The sequence below is a fragment of the Peribacillus phoenicis genome (genome assembly GCF_047238085.1).
Taxonomy (GTDB): Bacteria; Bacillota; Bacilli; order Bacillales; family DSM-1321; genus Peribacillus.
This window is the reverse complement of the sequence record NZ_JBDFMF010000001.1, coordinates 1,061,169-1,079,737: the sequence shown is the minus strand read 5'-3', so window position 1 is coordinate 1,079,737 and position 18,569 is coordinate 1,061,169. Positions and strand designations below refer to the sequence as shown.

At 39.1% G+C, this 18,569-nt stretch carries 17 protein-coding genes and 2 pseudogenes; 4 read left to right on the top strand and 15 right to left on the bottom strand.

Going from position 1 to position 18,569, the window contains the following annotated elements; translation table 11 throughout:
• Positions 1 to 126: 126 nt before the first annotated feature.
• A complete protein-coding gene (locus ABC374_RS05210; protein WP_413016341.1) occupies positions 127 to 1,218 on the bottom strand; it encodes a CotH kinase family protein in 1,092 nt (363 codons plus the stop codon).
• Positions 1,219 to 1,367: 149 nt separating this feature from the next.
• Between ABC374_RS05210 and ABC374_RS05205 the strand changes: the two are divergent.
• Together ABC374_RS05205 and ABC374_RS05200 are read left to right on the top strand one after the other, a co-directional pair.
• Positions 1,368 to 1,445: pseudogene (locus ABC374_RS05205) on the top strand (CotG/ExsB N-terminal domain-containing protein); the annotation flags it as partial.
• Between the two features lie 97 nt (positions 1,446 to 1,542).
• A complete protein-coding gene (locus ABC374_RS05200) occupies positions 1,543 to 1,857 on the top strand; it encodes a hypothetical protein (protein ID WP_350301796.1) in 315 nt (104 codons plus the stop codon).
• Between the two features lie 399 nt (positions 1,858 to 2,256).
• On the opposite strand, the gene ABC374_RS05195 is transcribed toward ABC374_RS05200, so the two are convergent.
• From ABC374_RS05195 to ABC374_RS05180, 4 genes are all read right to left on the bottom strand, one after another.
• On the bottom strand, positions 2,257 to 2,424 hold the full coding sequence (locus ABC374_RS05195) for a hypothetical protein (protein ID WP_413016339.1): 168 nt from the start codon (positions 2,422 to 2,424) through the stop codon (positions 2,257 to 2,259).
• Positions 2,425 to 2,858: 434 nt separating this feature from the next.
• The gene (locus ABC374_RS05190; protein ID WP_048682993.1) at positions 2,859 to 3,170 is read right to left on the bottom strand and encodes a DUF3870 domain-containing protein; all 312 of its coding nucleotides are present in this window, start codon (positions 3,168 to 3,170) and stop codon (positions 2,859 to 2,861) included.
• 23 nt (positions 3,171 to 3,193) lie between these two features.
• Entirely contained in the window at positions 3,194 to 4,399 is a 1,206-nt protein-coding gene (locus ABC374_RS05185; RefSeq protein ID WP_054400504.1) for an acyl-CoA dehydrogenase family protein, read from the bottom strand.
• Positions 4,400 to 4,413: 14 nt separating this feature from the next.
• Positions 4,414 to 5,601, bottom strand: coding sequence for a CaiB/BaiF CoA transferase family protein (locus ABC374_RS05180; protein ID WP_413016337.1), 1,188 nt, complete (start codon positions 5,599 to 5,601; stop codon positions 4,414 to 4,416).
• A gap of 445 nt (positions 5,602 to 6,046) precedes the next feature.
• Here ABC374_RS05180 and ABC374_RS05175 point away from each other — a divergent pair, with 445 nt between their 5' ends.
• Positions 6,047 to 6,985 carry a DHH family phosphoesterase gene (locus tag ABC374_RS05175; RefSeq protein ID WP_413016335.1) on the top strand — a complete coding sequence of 313 codons (939 nt, stop codon included), beginning with the start codon at positions 6,047 to 6,049 and terminating at the stop codon, positions 6,983 to 6,985.
• A 368-nt stretch (positions 6,986 to 7,353) separates the two neighbouring features.
• Here ABC374_RS05175 and ABC374_RS05170 read toward each other — a convergent pair whose 3' ends face one another.
• The 4 genes and pseudogenes from ABC374_RS05170 to ABC374_RS05155 form a co-directional block, all read right to left on the bottom strand.
• Positions 7,354 to 8,370 carry an aliphatic sulfonate ABC transporter substrate-binding protein gene (locus tag ABC374_RS05170; protein WP_413016333.1) on the bottom strand — a complete coding sequence of 339 codons (1,017 nt, stop codon included), beginning with the start codon at positions 8,368 to 8,370 and terminating at the stop codon, positions 7,354 to 7,356.
• A gap of 41 nt (positions 8,371 to 8,411) precedes the next feature.
• Complete coding sequence (locus ABC374_RS05165; RefSeq protein ID WP_101224076.1) at positions 8,412 to 9,164, bottom strand: ABC transporter permease; 753 nt, start codon at positions 9,162 to 9,164, stop codon at positions 8,412 to 8,414.
• Positions 9,097 to 9,940: pseudogene (locus ABC374_RS05160) on the bottom strand (ABC transporter ATP-binding protein). Before ABC374_RS05160 ends, ABC374_RS05165 begins: the two are co-directional and overlap by 68 nt.
• A gap of 270 nt (positions 9,941 to 10,210) precedes the next feature.
• Positions 10,211 to 12,313 (bottom strand): YhgE/Pip family protein, encoded by a 2,103-nt coding sequence (locus tag ABC374_RS05155; protein WP_413016331.1) that lies wholly within the window; start codon positions 12,311 to 12,313, stop codon positions 10,211 to 10,213.
• Between the two features lie 278 nt (positions 12,314 to 12,591).
• On the opposite strand from ABC374_RS05155, the gene ABC374_RS05150 reads away from it, so the two are divergent.
• Positions 12,592 to 13,275, top strand: a complete 684-nt coding sequence (locus ABC374_RS05150) for a DUF421 domain-containing protein (RefSeq protein WP_350301789.1) — start codon at positions 12,592 to 12,594, stop codon at positions 13,273 to 13,275.
• Between the two features lie 119 nt (positions 13,276 to 13,394).
• Here ABC374_RS05150 and ABC374_RS05145 read toward each other — a convergent pair whose 3' ends face one another.
• The 6 genes from ABC374_RS05145 to ABC374_RS05120 all read right to left on the bottom strand — a co-directional run bounded on the left by ABC374_RS05145 (position 13,395) and on the right by ABC374_RS05120 (position 18,527).
• Positions 13,395 to 13,919, bottom strand: coding sequence for a type 1 glutamine amidotransferase domain-containing protein (locus tag ABC374_RS05145; RefSeq protein WP_413016329.1), 525 nt, complete (start codon positions 13,917 to 13,919; stop codon positions 13,395 to 13,397).
• Between the two features lie 96 nt (positions 13,920 to 14,015).
• Positions 14,016 to 14,753 (bottom strand): tRNA pseudouridine(38-40) synthase TruA, encoded by a 738-nt coding sequence (truA, locus tag ABC374_RS05140; RefSeq protein ID WP_350301787.1) that lies wholly within the window; start codon positions 14,751 to 14,753, stop codon positions 14,016 to 14,018.
• Between the two features lie 680 nt (positions 14,754 to 15,433).
• The gene (locus ABC374_RS05135) at positions 15,434 to 16,111 is read right to left on the bottom strand and encodes a 4'-phosphopantetheinyl transferase family protein (protein ID WP_413016326.1); all 678 of its coding nucleotides are present in this window, start codon (positions 16,109 to 16,111) and stop codon (positions 15,434 to 15,436) included.
• Positions 16,112 to 16,825 carry a thioesterase II family protein gene (locus tag ABC374_RS05130; protein ID WP_413016324.1) on the bottom strand — a complete coding sequence of 238 codons (714 nt, stop codon included), beginning with the start codon at positions 16,823 to 16,825 and terminating at the stop codon, positions 16,112 to 16,114.
• A 29-nt stretch (positions 16,826 to 16,854) separates the two neighbouring features.
• Complete coding sequence (gene dinB, locus ABC374_RS05125; RefSeq protein ID WP_413016322.1) at positions 16,855 to 17,907, bottom strand: DNA polymerase IV; 1,053 nt, start codon at positions 17,905 to 17,907, stop codon at positions 16,855 to 16,857.
• Positions 17,908 to 17,921: 14 nt separating this feature from the next.
• The gene (locus tag ABC374_RS05120) at positions 17,922 to 18,527 is read right to left on the bottom strand and encodes a DUF6434 domain-containing protein (RefSeq protein ID WP_413016320.1); all 606 of its coding nucleotides are present in this window, start codon (positions 18,525 to 18,527) and stop codon (positions 17,922 to 17,924) included.
• Positions 18,528 to 18,569: the final 42 nt, after the last annotated feature.

Sequence of the window (18,569 nt, the reverse complement as noted above, 5' to 3'; positions counted from 1 at the left end):
TATCAAACATAGCTGTAATAGTAGAGAAAAGCAAATGGAATCGTGCAGAAAAAAGCAGGAATGCTTTTCTTTCAACACTCCTGCTGTTATATTTTTCATTGTTCCATCACTAACGGATAGGAATTATTAATCCAATTTATGCAGCCGGCTAATTATATACTTTGCACGGGCCTCAATGAATTTCAGGATGAATTCGGGCTCAGTATCAAATTTCACAATATTCCCCTTGATATATGGATCTTTTGAAACATAAGGTCTTATTTGATCATGCATTTCCTGAATGATAGGTTTCATATAGCCCACGTTAAAATGATTGTTCAAAATCTCCTTAAGAAGTTCTTGGTATCGGACACGAAATCCCCTTAAATCAAGGATTCTGGCAGTCAATGTATTGAACCCCTCGATTCCCACATAATCCTCTTCCATCACTTTCCCGTTAACATCCCTGCCCCATGTCGCATCATAATCCCATGGAATCATTTCAAAGAGCCCAGTTTCTCCATTTCGATACAAGGCATAGTTATGAACGAACCCATCATAGTTTTGTGTGAATATGACACCGGCCAGCCAGCGCAGGTATTTATCGACATCGAGATATTTTACGATTTCCTTTTCAAAATCCACTCTTGAAATTGTATTGATTTGAAGAATCAGCTCTTGTAAATATAATTCATCCTTTGCTGTCCCGCATTTTTTTTGATAGCCCATCTCCAATGATTTTTTGATTCCTTTATCCAAATCGCTCATCAATGAGAAATTGGCATCACCATCCACTGCATAGAAAATGGACCCCTTTGGCAGCCCCCTTTTCTTCAAATAATACTCATCCACCGATTCCAATTCCAGGTATATCCCTTCGTCCTTTCCGTTCAGATTCAGGAAAACGAACTGGGAGTTCGGTGATAAGGTGCCTATATCCGAAAAAAAGTCTAAAGATAATTTATTTCTTAGTAAAGATTTATCTTTATATTCGGCATTTAAATGAACTTCCTTGGCATTCTTAAAAGTATTAGGTTTATAAAAGACTACATTATAGGATTTTTTACGAAAACCGCGGATATGTGAGCCACGGTAAACAATATCAATATCAAGTTTTTTTCTGTTAAGTGTTAACTTTGCCGGTAAAGGATCATTGCACCATATATCTCTGCGAAGTTCCATTAAATTAACTGGTGGAATAAAAAGCTGGTACACGGGCAGCTTCTTATCAGAATTCATATAACCCTTCCCTTCCCTTTCCTATTAAATTATGAAAAAAAGCGAAGGATGTCACCAAAAAAAAAACACTATTTTTAAAAAGATGGGGGTTTTCTTTAGCACATCACGTACAAGCAACATAGTTTAATGTATAGAAAGGGGGATTATATATGTCAGACATCATTCGTGACATACAGAATGCGGTGGATAGAGCCAATTCCTTGGGATTGAGCGATTTCATGTTTAAGGACCCACATTCAAAAGGCCGATCTTCACGTACAAGCAACAAATGCTCCGCTTGCAGCACTAAGCGTTGCACGAGCAGGAATAGGAACCGGTCCACTTGTGGTACTCAAAGGGGCACGAGCAGGTCAACTTGCAGCACGCAAAGGCGCACGAGCAGGAAACGATCCACCTGCGGCACTCAAAGGGCCTCTTGCTGGAAACGATCCACTTCCGGCACTCAAAGGGGTTCCTGCTGGAAATGGAGATCGACATGCAGCACACAAAGGCACACCAGCCGAAACCGTTGTTCTATATGCAGCAGACAAAGGCGCGCCAGCAGAAACCGTTGTTCCTCCAACCGCTGCAGGTGGCTTTGCAGCAATAACTTTCGCAATAAACGGAAATGCTGCTTCTAATTTCAGGGTTACGTTTTAATTTTTACTGTTTATTAAGCTTTAATGTAAAGCCAATCCCTATATAAAAACACAAAACTCGCCACTACTTGACGAGTTTTTGTGTTTTTATCGGTTATATCCATCCAACAGTTGATATGCTGTTATATCGGGTTGAAAAACAGCATGAAGAGCTTCGTAACGTAAATAAAGAATGAGAACGTCAAATAAACATTTAGCATAACAAAAATATCTCACCGTTCTTGATAAAAAGGCAATGAAGTTGATTAAGAGCATAAGGAGAAATTATATTTTTTGGTTTTTAAATACTAGGCAAATCCCCAGTATTTTTATGAAATCTCTCCTGTGTAATTTAAAAAGTCCCCAGGTACTTTGGTTAATAGCTTGGTTAATCTAATTATGCAAGACTTCTTCTCTTAGGCTAGGCGTATTTTTTTAGCAGGGAAAGCCTAACCAATCCAACAACTAAGCCAAACCCAAAAGTCATTAAAACTATATAGTTGTTGGATAACTTCCCCTGAAGAAGAATAAACAGTAATACCGAGATAGATACAACCATAAATAGCAAAACAACATCAATACGCTTCATGAAACCATCCTTACTTAGAATGATATTTTACTCCTGTCGGAAGTTATCTAATCTTTGATGATACGAAATTTTTATAATTTCTTGCTCAACACCATAACAAATATTTGTCCCTAATAACCAGCGGCACCAAGACCGACTGCTATAGCAATGCCTTCTTCTTCATTCTTCACTTAAGTTTGTTGATAAATCTCCTGATGGGTCCATGAAAAAAAAATCCCAGATTCATCCCATACAATATACTCATCTATTGTATCAATTAGTTCCTGAGAAAAGTTACTTTCTTTAACACGTTCTTCTTGAGAAGTTATTAAATTTCTACTTCGTTCGCCATACCGGCAGCACTATTATTTTCATAAAAACAGCTCCATCATCTGCCTGAACATATTAAAAAGGATCCTACCCTCATACATACGGTAGGATCCTCCCAGTTTCGCTTATTTAACGGAGACCAATTCGAACTGTGCATACACATCCTTCAGCCCTGCTTGAATGGCTTGACCAGCCTTCCCACGATAATGCATTTGCACCCGGTCAATCAATTCTTCGATTCCATCTTTCAGGCAATAACCGCGCAGCAGCTGACGAATGAATTCCCTTCCATGTTCTGTAGCAAGTGTACAGGAAGCCTCGACTATTACTCCATATTTAAAGTCAAGCTCCACCGTGATGGTGATGGAATCATATATATTTCTCGCTGCCATCCCTTGTGGTAGCTTTGCATGCCCTGCAATAAAGTATGTGTTCATCATCTGATCTCCTCTATCTATAGTTAATGTACGGAAACCTGCTCGAAGGGCCATGCAGGCAATTGCTTACGAAGCTCTTTATCTTGTCTGTAGCCAAGTGCGTATTCACCCTGCATTACAGTATGAATCTCACGGGTTCCTTCGTAAATGACCGGAGCTTTTGAATTCCGCAGAAAACGTTCCACTGGATATTCATCCGAGTAGCCGTAGGCACCATGAATTTGAACAGCATCATTGGCAGCTTCGTTTGCAGCATTACATGATATCCACTTGGCAAGCGATGTTTCCTTCGTATTCCTTTTTCCTTGATTTTTTAAGGTACCCGCTTTAAAGACGAGCAATCTGGAAATCTCTAAATTTGCGGTCATCTTGGCAATCATCTGTTGAACGAGCTGATGCCTGCCAATCTCTTTTCCGAATGTGCTTCTTTCATGGCAATACTTCAAGCTTGCTTCCAGGCTTGCTTCTATTAACCCTACAGCACCTGCGGCCACTGTAAACCGGCCGCTGTCCAATGCCGACATGGAAATTTTAAAGCCCTCACCTTCTTCACCAAGCCTATTCTCCACTGGAACTTTTACATCCGTTAAAAAGATTTCGCCTGTATTCCCGGCACGAATTCCCAATTTCCCTTTAATGGCTTTCGACTCCACTCCCTCGAAAGTCCGTTCCACAATAAAAGCAGTGATACCTCTTGAACCGGCATCATGATCCGTCTTGGCGAAGATAAGGAAATGATCTGCATAATCACAGAGCGAAATCCATGTTTTAGACCCGTTCAAGATATAATGGTCCCCAACACGTTTTGCCGTTGACTTCATTGCAGCAACATCAGACCCTGCATTCGGTTCAGTCAGACCAAAAGCACCTATCTTGATCCCCTTTGCCTGCGGCACTAAATATTTCTGTTTTTGTTCTTCCGTCCCCCATTGCAGCAGGGTCATGCTATTTAACCCTGTATGTACAGAAACTGCAGTTCGGTAAGCCGTATCGCCTCGCTCCAGCTCTTCACAAACGATGGCAAGGGTATTATAATCCATTCCGACTCCACCATACTCTTCTGGTATACAAACGCCCATCAACTGCAATTCCGCTAACCTTTTTAAAATATGTGGCTGGAATTGACCTTGCCTATCCCACTCTTGAATGTATGGGATAATTTCCTTATCGACAAATTTCCTTACCACTTTCTTCACACTTTGCTGCTCTTCTGTTAATTCGAAATTCATCATTAAAATTCCTCCTAAATAATTTTATTTTCCTTGAATTTGCTTATTTGGTCTGGACTATATCCAATATCAGCCAAAATGGAATCGGTGTGCTCACCATAGAGCGGCGGATGCTTTCTCATCGTAACCGGAGTTTTTGAAAGGTTCAGGGGCGATCCCGTCACTCTAAGATCTTCTATTGTGGGATGCTCCATGCTCACCAACATGCCTCTTGCGATGATTTGCGGATCCTCGAACATCTCTGCTATATCATTGATCGGACCATTGGGTATCCCTGCATCATCAAACAGCCCTTTCCATTCCTTCTTTGTCTTTCCTTTCAACAAATCCTCTATTATCGGTATTAATACTTCCTTGTTTTGCAAACGTTTTTCATTATGCTTAAACTGTTCCTGCTGGGCTAAATCAGGTCTGCCTATAACGGTTGAAAACCTTCTGAACTGATCATCATTTCCTACTGCCACGACAAGCTCTCCATCGCTTGTCCGGAATGTCTGGTATGGAACGATATTGGGATGCTGGTTTCCCATTCTTTCAGGGGTCAAGCCACTGAATAAATAGTTGCTGGCGACATTCACCAATGAAGAAACCTGACAATCCATTAACGAAATATCAATTTCCTGACCTTCCCCCGCTTTATCCCTATGATGTAAAGCGGATAAAATGCCAATGCATGTATACAAGCCAGTCATTATGTCAGCTATGGCCACCCCGACCTTCACGGGACTCCCATCTTTTGCTCCTGTGATGCTCATCAAACCACTCATCGCTTGAATGATATAGTCATAGCCAGGCAAATCCTTATAAGGTCCAGTTAAACCAAATCCAGTAATCGATGCCAAGATCAGTTTGGGGTTGGTTTCCTTTAAATCCTCATAACCTAACCCCATTTTTTCCAATGTGCCCGTCTTGAAATTTTGAATCACTATATCCCCTGAAGCCACTAACTTCCGGAAAATCTCTTTCCCTTGTTCCGACTTTAAATTCAAGGTCATGCTTTGCTTATTTCGATTGGCACATAAATAGTAAGCGCTTTCTCCTTGGGCGAATGGCGGACCCCATCCTCTCGTTTCATCACCTGATTCATGATGCTCGATTTTAATAACATCGGCACCCAAATCACCGAGAATCATTGAACAAAACGGCCCCGCCAAAACACGGGATACATCGATAATCCTGACTCCCTCCAAAGCTCCATTCATATCATCACCCCTTTCAAACTGTCGGGATACACAAAAAAGAGCCAGTAAAACCAACAATGTCATTACATTGAATGTTTCACTGACCCTTATCCACGAACTGTCTTCCTGCAAAGGAAGATCAAGTGAACCAAGTCAATTTTTATGGATTCCAGTTTTATGACAAGCCGGCCATGCAACAAGGTAACTTGTTGTCATCGGTTTGGTAAATTAAGTATAGTTTCATTTTTTGAATTTTGCAATAATTTTGTTTGCGTGTTTTTATTACTTCCTCTGAAATACTCTGAAGCATACCTCCCGTTAATATAAAAATACTTCCAGTACATCGGAATTGCCTTTATTCGTGAGCCATGTGATGATTGAATATGCATAACTGTCAATATATGAATTATACATAATATCAATTATCGCTCGCTAGACAAGGAAAACTTAAAAGGGAGATGGCGATATGGAAAATAAAAAAACGGAAATAATCGAAGCGATCAGGAAATACCACACAATCATCATTCATCGCCATGTTAATCCGGATCCGGATGCATTGGGATCACAAATCGGTTTAAAGAAGCTATTGAAGCATTCCCACCCTTCTAAAGAAGTCTTTGCGGTAGGCGAAGAAGTGGATAAGCTTCTATTCATTGGTGATATGGATGTCATTTCCGATAACAAATACAAAGGTGCCTTAGTGATTGTTTGTGATACGGCCAACATTTCACGGATCAGTGATTCCCGCTATGATCAAGGGGACATGCTGATTAAAATTGACCACCACCCTGAATATGAACAATTCGGTGATCTTTCTTGGGTCGACCCTTCCTATAGCTCTGCAAGTGAAATGCTTGTTGATTTATTCTTGGAATTTCCAGAGGGCTTTATCATGAATAAAGAAGCGGCTAAACCATTTTATGCAGGAATACTTAGTGATACAGGGAATTTCATGAATGGGAATACCACTCCGAGGACATTAAAGATGGTTTCGCACTTAAGAACTTATAATATTCAGCCAGAAAGAATTCATAACAGTCTTAATGTAAAGGAAAAAAACGCTTCGAGACTTCAAAAAGACATTCTCATGAGCTTCAAGGTAACTGATAAAGGTGTAGCTTACTTCATTATTACGGAGGAACTTTTAAATATGTATGGTGTGGATCGACTCGAAGCTTCGAATTTAGTCAATACGCTATCAAGTGTCAGGGGCAATAAAATCTGGGCTTTCTTCATCGAATATCCTTCTGAAATCCGTGTCAGGATACGTTCACGGAATATCCCCATCGCTTCAGTCGCACGTCAATTCAATGGAGGAGGACATTCACTGGCTTCAGGAGCTACCATCCATTCCTGGGAAGAGGTTGATCATGTTATCCAAGCATTAGATCAAGTCTGTCCATAACAGGGAGTTCATGACCTGCGATGTTTATATGAATTCGTCCTTCACCGGAAAATAATTCAAACCACAACGTAATAATTTGATCTAATTTTGATTTATTCGACCTGTACTGGAATTTATTCGACCTATACTGGAATTAATTCGACCTACAACGTAATATTCCGACCTAATTTCGATTAATTCAACCTGTACTGGAATTAATTCGACCTACAACGTAATATTCCGACCTAATTTCGATTAATTCAACCTGTACTGGAATTAATTCGACCTATGCAGGATTTATTCGACCATTACTGGATTAAATCCAACCTTCACCTGATTACAAAAAAAGCGCCAAAGCCAGGATGGCTGAGGCGCTTGCTTGTTTCAATTTATTTGGACACTTCTTGAAGAATGGATAAATCAATCATGCCTTTTATATCATTGCTAGGGATATAACCAGCTTCTTTGCTTATGTCGGCCATTTCCTGAATGACTTGCTCATTAACTTCGGTTGTCACTTCAAGGCGTGAAAATGCTGAAGCCACTTCTTCTTTACTTAATTCTTTTCCAGTCAGTTCCTTCAAATGCTTAATAACCAGTTCTTGGCTTTCTTCAGGGTTGTCTTGTATAAACTTCACCGCTTTTTCATGCGCTTTCAAATAGGAAGCAGCGAGCCCCTTTTTATCCAAGAACTTCTGGCTTGCAGCCACTACCGTATTAGGTGAATCTTTCCCCCATGCAAATTGATCCCAGTCAAGCAGTAACTTTCCTTTTGCCTGGTTTTCCAATACATAACCCCATGGTTCCTGGGTTGCTGCTGCATCGACTGATTTTTGGACAAAAAGGGCGGTTGTGTCTGCAGGTGCTGCCGCATACAGCTCAACTGTGCCCCCATTTGTAGTCGGTTTTAAGTCAACATCTTGAAGGGCCTTCCTAAGCATGACATCCTGTGTGCTTCCAATGACGGGAATCGCTACCTTTTTACCGCCCAAATCTTTTAAATCCGTAACCTTGCTGCCCTCGCTAGCAACAAGTACGGCACCTCCATTAACAGCCCCGGAGATCAAATGGTATTCTGGGTTTTTTACGTAAAAGTTAAGCAATGGACCAGGACCGACCGTTCCGACATCAATGGCGTTTGTAGCCATTGCTTCCATGAATAATCCGCCATTGGCCACTGTTTTGGTTTCGATCTTAACATCTTTACCAAACTCTTCTTCGAAAAAGCCTTTTTCAAGCGCAATGATCGTTGCACTGTGGGTTAAGTTAGGAAAATACCCAATTTTCACGGATTTCCCCCCGGACCCTTCTCCTTCTTCATCATTACTGCTGGATTGAGTGCATCCGCTTACTATTCCGGTTAACAATACAGACAGTATAAGGGCAAAAAATGATTTTTTCAGCATATCTTTCTCTCCTTTTTAACTATTATTTTATTAAACTACCGTTACTTTACTCCCCATTTCAGTTGAACATTACGTTCAAGACGGGAGAAGACAACATTATCCACGATTGTTCCGATGATTGCGATGATGATCATCACGGAGATGACCAAATCCATTTGTCCCAGTGATCTGCCCATTTCCAGCAATTGTCCAAGACCGCCTCCCCCGCCAAGTAATTCACCGGCCATCAATGCGCGCCAAGAAAAGGCCCATGCAATTCGGAGACCGGATATTATTTGCGGGACGGATGCTGGTAAAATAACGGTGCGAAGAAAATGAAATCCGGTCGATCCATATGTTTTGGCAACCCGCTGATACAACTGAGGTACATTCCGAAAGCCACTCGTTGCATTAACCGTCATCGTCCAAGTTGCGCCGATGGTGACGATGAAGAGGATCGAAAAATCATTCAATCCAAACCAAATGATCGCTAAAGGGAACCACACGATACTCGGGATGGACTGTAATGCCGTCACGACGAATCCTAAAGTGTCTTCAACCAATTTAAAGCGCCAAATGAAATATCCTAATATCAGACCTACTATAATGGCAATCATAAAGCCGATCAGGATTCGGCCAAGGCTTTTTCCGATGGCTTCGGTTATTTGTCCGCTCATCAGTCCATTAAACAGAGTTTCCAAAACCTGAGTCAGGCTTGGGAACATGAAATCCGGAAGACTGGAAAGTCTAGATGTGACTTCCCATATCCCCGCTATCATCGCGATGAATATGATTCGTCTTAAAGCTGTAATCATTCCCCATTTCCTCCTTCAGCACTTTTTCAATTTCCTCCTGCAAAATCGATAGAACCCTTTGTTCTGTATGCAAAGTTACACTATCCGGCATAACTCCATCTTTCATGGAAGGGACGGAAATCGTCTCTTTGATTTTCCCTGGACGGGTAGCAAAGACGATAATTTTTTCGGAAAGCTGAACAGCCTCACGAATATTATGGGTAACGAAAAAGATCGTCACTTTAGTTTTTCTCCAGATTTCGAGCAGCTCTTTATGCAAGAACCATCCTCGTTTGCTCATCAAGCGCGGAGAATGGCTCATCCATCAACAGGATATCCGGTTCCATCACCAACGCTCTTGCGATGGCTACCCTCTGTTTCATGCCCCCTGAGAGTTGATGTGGATACGAGTCAACATATCGGCTGAGGTGAACCATCTTTAAAATGTCCAATGCCTTGGCTTTCGCCTCTTCATTAGGAATTTTCTTTAACTTCAATCCGTATGTAACATTTTCAAGTACCGTCAACCAAGGAAATAACCCCGCCTCTTGAAACACTACAACCCGTTCCGGTCCTGGCTTCACCACTTTTTTCCCAGCTACACGTATTTCACCTGTATCTGCCTTATCAAGGCCGGCAATCAGATAAAGGAGTGTGGATTTACCACATCCTGAAGGGCCGACGATCGAAACGAAGCTTCCTTTCTCGACCTCTATGTTTATCTTATCGAGCACCTTTATGCTTTCTTTCTTTTCATTCTTAAAACTTTTTTCAATGCCATCTATTGTTAAATACATAAAGTCACCCCGCTTTTATATCGCATCGATTTACTAAACATTATTTCTTAATAATGATTAATCCAATGGTTTTTGTCAACAATAAAAATGCAAAAATTCTAATTTATCGGTATCTTTCTATCCACCTGTCAAAATATTGATAAATATTCCAGCCTTACACAAAAAAACATATGAACAAATCCCAATCAGCAAATATAAAAACCTGAGCCCTTTGTAAGGGTTCAGGCTAATTTTAATATTCATTGTTTCACTTACACTCTTTCGATGACCTTAAAAAATCCTGCTTCCATATAATTTATCCTTCATCTTTTGTGTCCTTGCATGCAGAGGCTTTTTCAAAATGACACCAAAGATGAGTGTGAATATTAAAAAGAGAATCAGGATAAAAATGTCCTTGCCAGCTACGCTCCAAGTTATTCCCCCAACAGATTCACGAAGTAAACCCACAGCATAGGTGAATGGCAAGAACGGGTTAATATGCTGAAAAAAGGGCGGTGTGACCTGAATCGGGAAGGTGCCTCCTGAACTTGATATTTGAAGGACCATCAAGACGACGCTTATCCCTTTTCCAACATTTCCAAGAACGGAAACGAAGGTGTAGACAATGAGTGTAAATACTGTACTTATCAGAACAGAAAACAGGATGTACTCAAATTTATCCGCTACATACACATCGATCAGGATGATATTCCCAATAGAAACACTAAGAGCCTGCATTACCCCAATGATGAAAAATATAAGATACCGCCCGATATAAATTTGATACGGGCTATAGACCTTTTGAGAAACACCCACGCTAAGCATGGAAATCAATATTGTACCGCCGACCCAAAGGGAAAGTGCCGTAAAGAAAGGAGACATTGCGGACCCATAGTTCGGAATCGGAAAGAGACTGTGTTTATTGAGCAGCACTGGTTCTGAAAAAAATTCACTTTCTTGTTCAATATCATTCCTTAGGAAATCGATCACTTCTTCCATATTATAAGACTTATCGAATTCCCTCATTTTAGAAGCTAGAGCCTTTATTTTCGTTTCGATTTCCGGAAACTTATTCTGTAACTTATCGATATCCCCTGTACGTGTTTCCAATGTTCGATTGGTCTCATTCAATAACACCCTCACCTCAGGAAGAACCTTGGCTCCCTCCTCCATCGTAAGCTGGACCTTATTCAATATTGCTTCCGTTTCATTCCAGATTTCAGTGAATTTTGGCCCCGTTTCCTTTGAATAGCTCTCCTGGAATCTTGCCAAGACTTGATCATTGTTCCCAGCAAGTTCGATAAGATTGCCGAAGGCTCGGCTATTCAGCTCTTGAAGTTGTTTCGAAGCATTATCCCTTAGTTCATCAACCAGCTGTATTTCTGGCTGAAGCAAGTTTTGCTCATTAAATTGATTGACCCTCACCAATAAATTATACATACTGTCCAAAAGGTACAGCTCTTTATTTATCCTCGTTATCCCTTGTTCCACTAGCTGATCATACTCATTGCCAGGCAAACCCTGACCCGTTAACCGGTTCGCCAGCACTATAACGGATTCATTATCGCCCCTGATGTTCGCAATATCATTTTTCAAAAGGGGACTGATTCCTTCGAATGCCTGCTTTGTTGAATCTACATAACTAGAAACGTCCGATACCAATTTGTCCTTCTGCGATGTTATTCCTTCTATCGAATCCAGGCCATCATTAACCTTCTTAATGATATCTTCAGCCTTTTTGACATGTGTTTGAACGGTTTTGATATTTTGCTCGAGCTCAGGCAGTTCACCCTCTAATAAATAGACCATATTCTTCATTTTTTGAATCGTCGGTAACTCGTTTTGTAAAGTGATTCCGAGTTCATTAAAGATTGCAAGGATACTACCACTGGCTGATTTGATAAAGGTTTTGCTCACATTGTCCACAATGCTGTTGGCACCCGCTGCCGTTATTTTAGGAGCAATGGAATTGATCTTTTCATTAACATAGTAATCAATTTCCGCCTTCTTAGGGTCATCGGTCATGATCGTCGCAATATGTTCGGAAAAGTTCTCCGGAATGATGATGGATGCATAATAATCACCCTTTTCCACCTTTTTTATCGCCTCTTTTTCGGATGTGAATCTCCAGCCCAGATCCTTATTCTCCTTTAACCCTTCCATTACTTCCTTGCCTATGTTCACGGCTTCGCCATTTAACTCCGCACCTTTATCATTATTGGCAACACCGACAAGGATTCCTTCCGTATTTGCATAAGGGTCCCAAGATGCGACAATATTAAACCACGCATAAATGGAAGGGATGAACATGAGAAAAACAACTACAATACAAACAAAGAAATTTTTATAAATGCTTTTTAAATCGTCAATGAAAATTTCCTGAATATTTCTCAAAACATACCCCCGTGCAAAAGTATTTTGATACTATTATTCGAAGAAATTTCTTTAACGATACAAGTAAACATATCCATCGATTTTTTTAGACAAAATAAAAAAAGAAGCAAGTAACGAACTGCTTGCTTCCTGAGATTTCACTTATCTTGAATGCCTGGTTTAAAAATAAGGCTATCAATTTATGTCTTTTTCCTTTTTAAGTTACAGAATAAACGGCAAGATGTAAGAACAAACTATCACAAACGAACTGTCGGGAGTTTTGCAAGGGAGAAATAGTCATGTCAGAATCTGTTGAAATCATCTTTCGAACCTTGACCTCTTTTATTTTATTATGGGTATTTGTCCATCTCCTCGGTAAACAGACGATTGCCCAGAGGACCTATCACCTTTATATCGCTTCAATTACGATGGGGACAATTGCAGGGAATCTAGCATTCAATATAAAAATTAAATTCCTGTATTTTATCATTGCAATTATTATTATGGGTACCATCGTATATATGCTGAATCGTCTAACGATTAGAAATCCGCGCTTCGGGAAATGGATCGCTGGAGAACCTGCTACCTTAATTCAAAAAGGACAAATTCTCGAAGAGTCAATGGAACAAATGGGGTATTCACTGGATTCTCTTAAACAGGCTTTGCGAGGAAAAGATATCTTCAACATAGAAGAAGTGGAATATGCCATTTTAGAGACAAATGGCTCCCTCTCTGTATTAAAAAAAGAACAATACCAAAATGCCGCCAAGCAGGATTTACCTTTACTCTCCTCAGCAGGATCTGTACCGCTTGAACTGGTCTATGACGGAAAGATCTTATATGAAAACTTATCCAAACACACCTACGATTACGAATCGTTAATGGCTGAACTCAAAAAAAGAAACCTTGCTGTTTTTGATATCTCGTATGCTGTCGTAGGAACAAAAGGAAATTTGTATATTGATTTGATTAAAGATCAATGAAGGGAATAATCTTTCGCATTTCAGTATGTATCATAATCAGTATTAAAAATAAATTCGGGTATGGATAGAAAAAGTGGTTTTTCCATAAGGAAAAACCACTTTTTCACCGTACTATGGATTTAACCCTTTTCAATCACGTTTATCAATTCCCTTAAATAATCCGGTAGATCAGGCGGACGTCTGCTTGATACAAGGTTTCCATCTACGACGACGGGCTTGTCTATCCAAGTTGCCCCCGCGTTTTCCATATCATCTTTAATGCCCGGTGTACTCGTTACATTCTTTCCCTGTAAAATTTTCGCGGATATCAACACCCAACCAGCGTGACAAATTTGCCCGATGGGTTTTTTACTTTCTTCCATGTTTTGGAGGAGTGATATCACTTCAGGAAACCGGCGAATTTTGTCAGGTGCCCAACCGCCCGGTACAAGAATGGCATCATATTCTTCAGCTTTAATACTGCCATACTCATAATCGGAAATGGCTGGTACACTATATTTTCCAATGTATGTTTCATTCGCCTTTTCTCCAGCAAGGTGAACAATCGCCCCTTCTTCTTTTAAACGTAAAATCGGATACCAGAGCTCTAAATCTTCAAAATCATGGTGCACAAGACTGATTATTTTCTTTCCTGTTAATCTCATGAAAAACCTCTCCTTCTTTCGTTCTTTTTTCTATTACTTCCCTTTTTCTACTGCCTGTACACTATACATACTATAACCGATGAATCCATATCCGGTCTAAAAATCAACCTTTACCAAGTACAACCCAGCTGCCTCCGCCATTCGGCCCGTTTGGATTCTTTCTTTTGACTCTAAAATACTTGGTATATTTTCAGCATCTATTTCATTTAACCCTACTTCTATCAACGTCCCGACAATCTTCCTAACCATATTATAAAGAAATCCATCGCCTCGCACCGTAATTTGGATGAAGCCGGCATTTTCTTCTATATCAATGGAATATATCTCACGCACCATGGATTTTTTCTTGGACTTTGCATTTGAAAAAGCAGTGAAATCATGTTCACCTATAAAAAATTGACATGCTTTTTTCATTCTTGTGATATCCAGCTTTTTCTCTACATGCATACTGTACTTTCGCATGAAAGGATTTGTATATTGCTCGTTCCAGATCTTATACAAATAGGTTTTATCCTTAGCATTATAACGGGCATGAAAACGATCAGGAACTAGCCTAACCTCGACAACGCTGATATCTCGGGGCAAATATCTATTCAAATAATTCATGATTTCAGCTTCAGTCAGATTTTCACCGAGCTTAAAATTGGCGATTTGAGCAAGGGCATGTACACCGGCATCCGTTCTGCTGCAACCGATGATTTCAATTTTTTCCCCTGCCATTTCCGTTAATACATTTTCTATTTTACCTTGAATCGTATCATCACTATTACCTAGTCGCTGCCAGCCTTTATAGCGCCCGCCATCATATTGAATGGTCAATTTATAATTGTTCATTGCGTCCTCCTTATTTTATTCCTGTAAAGTCATCTAAACAGAAAATTCTTGATAAAATATAAGCCCCCATACAACTCTGCTGTATGAGGGGACAGATGGTCCTTTCTTAGAAAAACATTTAAATTGTTAAGTTGTTAATGGGTTTTGTAACTGCTCCACAAGTCTACAGTAAAAGGAGTTCCATTTTAAGGGTTCGTTCAGGATACACCCCTGCAGCTCATCCATGCATTCGATAGTAACTCCCAGCTATCAAACTAAAAAAGCACTTCTGCATAGTGTACCAAAGTGGCTAACGTCATGCAACGAACGAGCCGGCGTCACATATCCAGTTTCCGTGCAATGCAGAATCACACAGGAATAATAAATGGAAATCAAAAAATAAAAAGGCCCAAACCCCTGTAATATCAAGGATTCGAGCCTTTGACAGTTGATGACCTGTGAGGGATTCGAACCCACCTCTTGCAATCTCATTAGACAAAATCAGGCTAGTTCAAACGTGTGATAATACATTTTATAAAAAAATTCAGTTATGATATCAATAACTAGGATTGGATATACAGACCAATCGCTAACGAAATGCTCACATAATTATTTTTTTGAGTTAATTTCATTTAACTCAGTTAATTTTGAACTTACCTAAAAACCTTTAATTTATATATGTTAAAACTAGTTTCCTAACCTTAAGTCTGACACTTTTTATCAAAATCATTCATATTGACATATTGAATTCTAATTTCCGATATCTTTTTCTTACTACAAACAGCCAACTTATACTCTTTATCAAGATTTGGTTGTTTGAAGTAATATAATTTTGAGTTTTGATCAATGGTCTTATACACACCATTTTCTTCTCTTATAGAGAACGAATTAAGAGGGATTGAAAGCCCCCTTCCTAAAGCTTTAATAAAGGATTCTTTCATCGTCCAATATTCATAAAAACAAGCTAATTGTTCATAATGGGGTCTACGTTGAATTTCAGCAAATTCAATTGGTGTGAAGAACCTTTCAGCAATCCCTAGATCAATATCCTTTATCTTTTCAATATCTATACCTACTTCATTGTTATCTGTAGCACATACTACCCAATTATGAGAATGGGATAGATTATAATGAAAGCTGGGAAACTCTCTAATAAAAGGTTTTCCATATTTATTATAAGTATAAGAGAAGTTAAACGTTTTTAATTCTTCCCATAAAACAAACTTAGTTATTAGTGACCCACATAAAGATCGGATTGCGTCTTCCTCTCTTACATATCGTCTAACTTTTTCTTGCCTTTCTATAGGAATTTGAGACAAATACTTCTCCATTTGGTGTCCGGTTAAACTTTTAGGTATCTCAATAGCATATATATTCATTTAACTCTTAAGCGCTAACTGATGATTACTCAGTATGTCATCTATTAAAGTAACAACACGATTCTCTTGTGAGTAAATGAAGAAATGTCCCCCTATAAATTCATACCACCTACATGTTTGGCTAGTATGTATTTTCCACTCTTGCAGTTCATCCATCTTGATATCATCCTTATCCCCGTAAAAAACATAGAAGGGAATATTCAGCAAGGACAGTCTCTCCTGAAATTTATATGTTTCAACCAGCTTATAATCCGCTCGGATAGAAGGGAGATACAAATCCAGAAGTTCTTTATTATTAATCAACTGCTCAGGTGTGCCTCCTAAGCTAAAAACCCTCTCTATAAAACGTTCTTTTTCAAATAAATGGACTTTTTCTTTTGGAGAAAGGTGTGGTGCTGATTTGGCAGAGAAAAAGACAGCTTTAGGTAACCTATGGTTTGCCTCTTGAATTTTGTGGCAGAGTTCGAATGCTAGCAGGCTTCCCATACTGTGACCAAAAATAGAGTAAGGTTCATCCCCTGTCAGAACAGGTTTTACTATTTGATAGATATCTTCGACTGCTTCTTTTACATTTTCATAACACTTTTCTTGAAATCTTCTTCCTCTACCTGCCAATTCAATATTTAAGATTTCAATATTCGCGGAAACTAGCTTCGGCCATTTACTAAAGACCACGGATGAACCTCCTGCAAACGGTAAACAGATTAATTTCATTACACAGTCCCCCTTCTCTAAAGGATTCCTTATAAAAATCCTTCCTCTTCTACATGTACCTCATGTAGACTAGAAGCATAAATACCTATATTACGTATAGGACCCCTACCTTCAAGACTTTCCCATAATTCTACAGCTGTGTTATAAATTTCTAGCGGTTCTCTTACAACTTTAGATTTTTGCTTGGTTACAGAAGAAAAATCTCCATACCGAACTTTTAACTTAATTACACTTCCTTTTAAGTGTAATTTGTATAGATTGCCTGATATTATATTTGCTAGCTCCCTTATCTTATAAAAAATGACTTCTTCATCATGAACATCTTCATGAAACGTAAACTCTTTTCCTAGTGATTTCCTTTTCCTTTCACTTACCACTGGTGTATCATCTTCACCTCTGACATTTCGATATAACAAGTAGCCACGCTTATTAAAATGTCTGATTAAATCTGTTTCACTCCATTTAAGGAGATCCTCCCCTGTATAAATGCCTAATTCATTCATCTTTTTTTCGGTTACTTTTCCTACCCCAAAAAACTTAGAGATAGGTAAACCCTTTATAAATTCTGCTGCCTTATCTGGTGGCACCACTGTAAGACCACAAGGCTTTTGAATATCTGACGCAATCTTAGATAAGAACTTATTGTAGGAAACTCCTGCAGATGACGTTAATCCTAACTCTTGGTAGATAGTTCGCATTATATCTTTAGCAATAATCGTAGCGGAAGGGGTACCAAAATAGTTTGTTGTGACATCTAGAAAGGCTTCATCAAATGCTATAGGTTCTATTACATCTGTATAACGTCTAAAGATTCCCATAATTTCTTGAGAAACTTTTTTATAATAATCAAGCCTTGGTGGAATAAAAATAGCGTGAGGACAGAGCTTACGAGCCATGTAAGATGGCATGGATGAATAAACACCATATTTTCTTGCTTCATATGAACATGTAGTAACTACTCCTCTTTCCTTTGCATCGCGCGCAATTACTACCGGTTTTCCTTTTAAAATGGGATTATCCCGTTGTTCTATTGACGAATAAAATGCATCCATATCTATATGTATGATTTTACGAGTGCTCATTACTTTCACCCACTCTATTTTTTGGGTCTATATACATTATCCCCACGTTGACTGCGCACTTCTTTCCAAGCGCTTATAGCCTCTTTAAGTGATTTACCTTTATTAGCTGGATCATCATAATAGTCACGAATAAATGTGTTGTATTCAAACTGTCTTGAAATAGTAGTACGTCTTCCATTCTTCTTATCTTCTTGTATTTTATAATAATGGTCCACTACATCTTTGTATGTTTTACCTGGGTTTGCTTTAATAAAGTTTTGTAATTCAACTGAGAAGTGAAATTTAGTGCCAATTACACTTTTAAAGAATTCCCTATGTTCCTGAGTACACTTAAACCCTGGTTCAATAACGGTATTTAAAGACATAGTACCGGCACTTTTAGTTGGATAATAGGATGATTTTTTAGAAGTGGATGATGGTCTGCTAACCCTTAAACGATGACCCGTTTTTAGATAATATGCAATCCGTTCTGTAATCTCTATTTTTGAACCAGAAGCACTCATTGCTTCCTCTCTACAGAAGTTTTGTAGCTCTTCCTTTAACCAATAAAATTCCAGGAAATCCTCTACTGAGATATTTTTATCTAGATTTGGACGTTCATCTTGTTTTTTCTTACTCATTTTCTACTATTCTTCCTCCCTGAAAATTTAATTTACAATCAA

Bases quoted from the DNA above. Each gene is read 5' to 3' on its own strand.
- ABC374_RS05210 (WP_413016341.1), bottom strand. From the start codon at position 1,218: ATGAATTCTGATAAGAAGCTGCCCGTGTACCAGCTTTTTATTCCACCA.
- ABC374_RS05170 (WP_413016333.1), bottom strand. From the start codon at position 8,370: ATGCTGAAAAAATCATTTTTTGCCCTTATACTGTCTGTATTGTTAACC.
- truA (WP_350301787.1), bottom strand. From the start codon at position 14,753: ATGAACAATTATAAATTGACCATTCAATATGATGGCGGGCGCTATAAA.
- dinB (WP_413016322.1), bottom strand. From the start codon at position 17,907: ATGAGCACTCGTAAAATCATACATATAGATATGGATGCATTTTATTCG.
- ABC374_RS05180 (WP_413016337.1), bottom strand. From the start codon at position 5,601: ATGAATGGAGCTTTGGAGGGAGTCAGGATTATCGATGTATCCCGTGTT.
- ABC374_RS05120 (WP_413016320.1), bottom strand. From the start codon at position 18,527: ATGAGTAAGAAAAAACAAGATGAACGTCCAAATCTAGATAAAAATATC.
- ABC374_RS05135 (WP_413016326.1), bottom strand. From the start codon at position 16,111: ATGAATATATATGCTATTGAGATACCTAAAAGTTTAACCGGACACCAA.
- ABC374_RS05145 (WP_413016329.1), bottom strand. From the start codon at position 13,919: ATGAGATTAACAGGAAAGAAAATAATCAGTCTTGTGCACCATGATTTT.
- ABC374_RS05130 (WP_413016324.1), bottom strand. From the start codon at position 16,825: ATGAAATTAATCTGTTTACCGTTTGCAGGAGGTTCATCCGTGGTCTTT.
- ABC374_RS05150 (WP_350301789.1), top strand. From the start codon at position 12,592: ATGTCAGAATCTGTTGAAATCATCTTTCGAACCTTGACCTCTTTTATT.
- ABC374_RS05175 (WP_413016335.1), top strand. From the start codon at position 6,047: ATGGAAAATAAAAAAACGGAAATAATCGAAGCGATCAGGAAATACCAC.
- ABC374_RS05190 (WP_048682993.1), bottom strand. From the start codon at position 3,170: ATGAACACATACTTTATTGCAGGGCATGCAAAGCTACCACAAGGGATG.
- ABC374_RS05185 (WP_054400504.1), bottom strand. From the start codon at position 4,399: ATGAATTTCGAATTAACAGAAGAGCAGCAAAGTGTGAAGAAAGTGGTA.
- ABC374_RS05165 (WP_101224076.1), bottom strand. From the start codon at position 9,164: ATGATTACAGCTTTAAGACGAATCATATTCATCGCGATGATAGCGGGG.
- ABC374_RS05195 (WP_413016339.1), bottom strand. From the start codon at position 2,424: ATGAAGCGTATTGATGTTGTTTTGCTATTTATGGTTGTATCTATCTCG.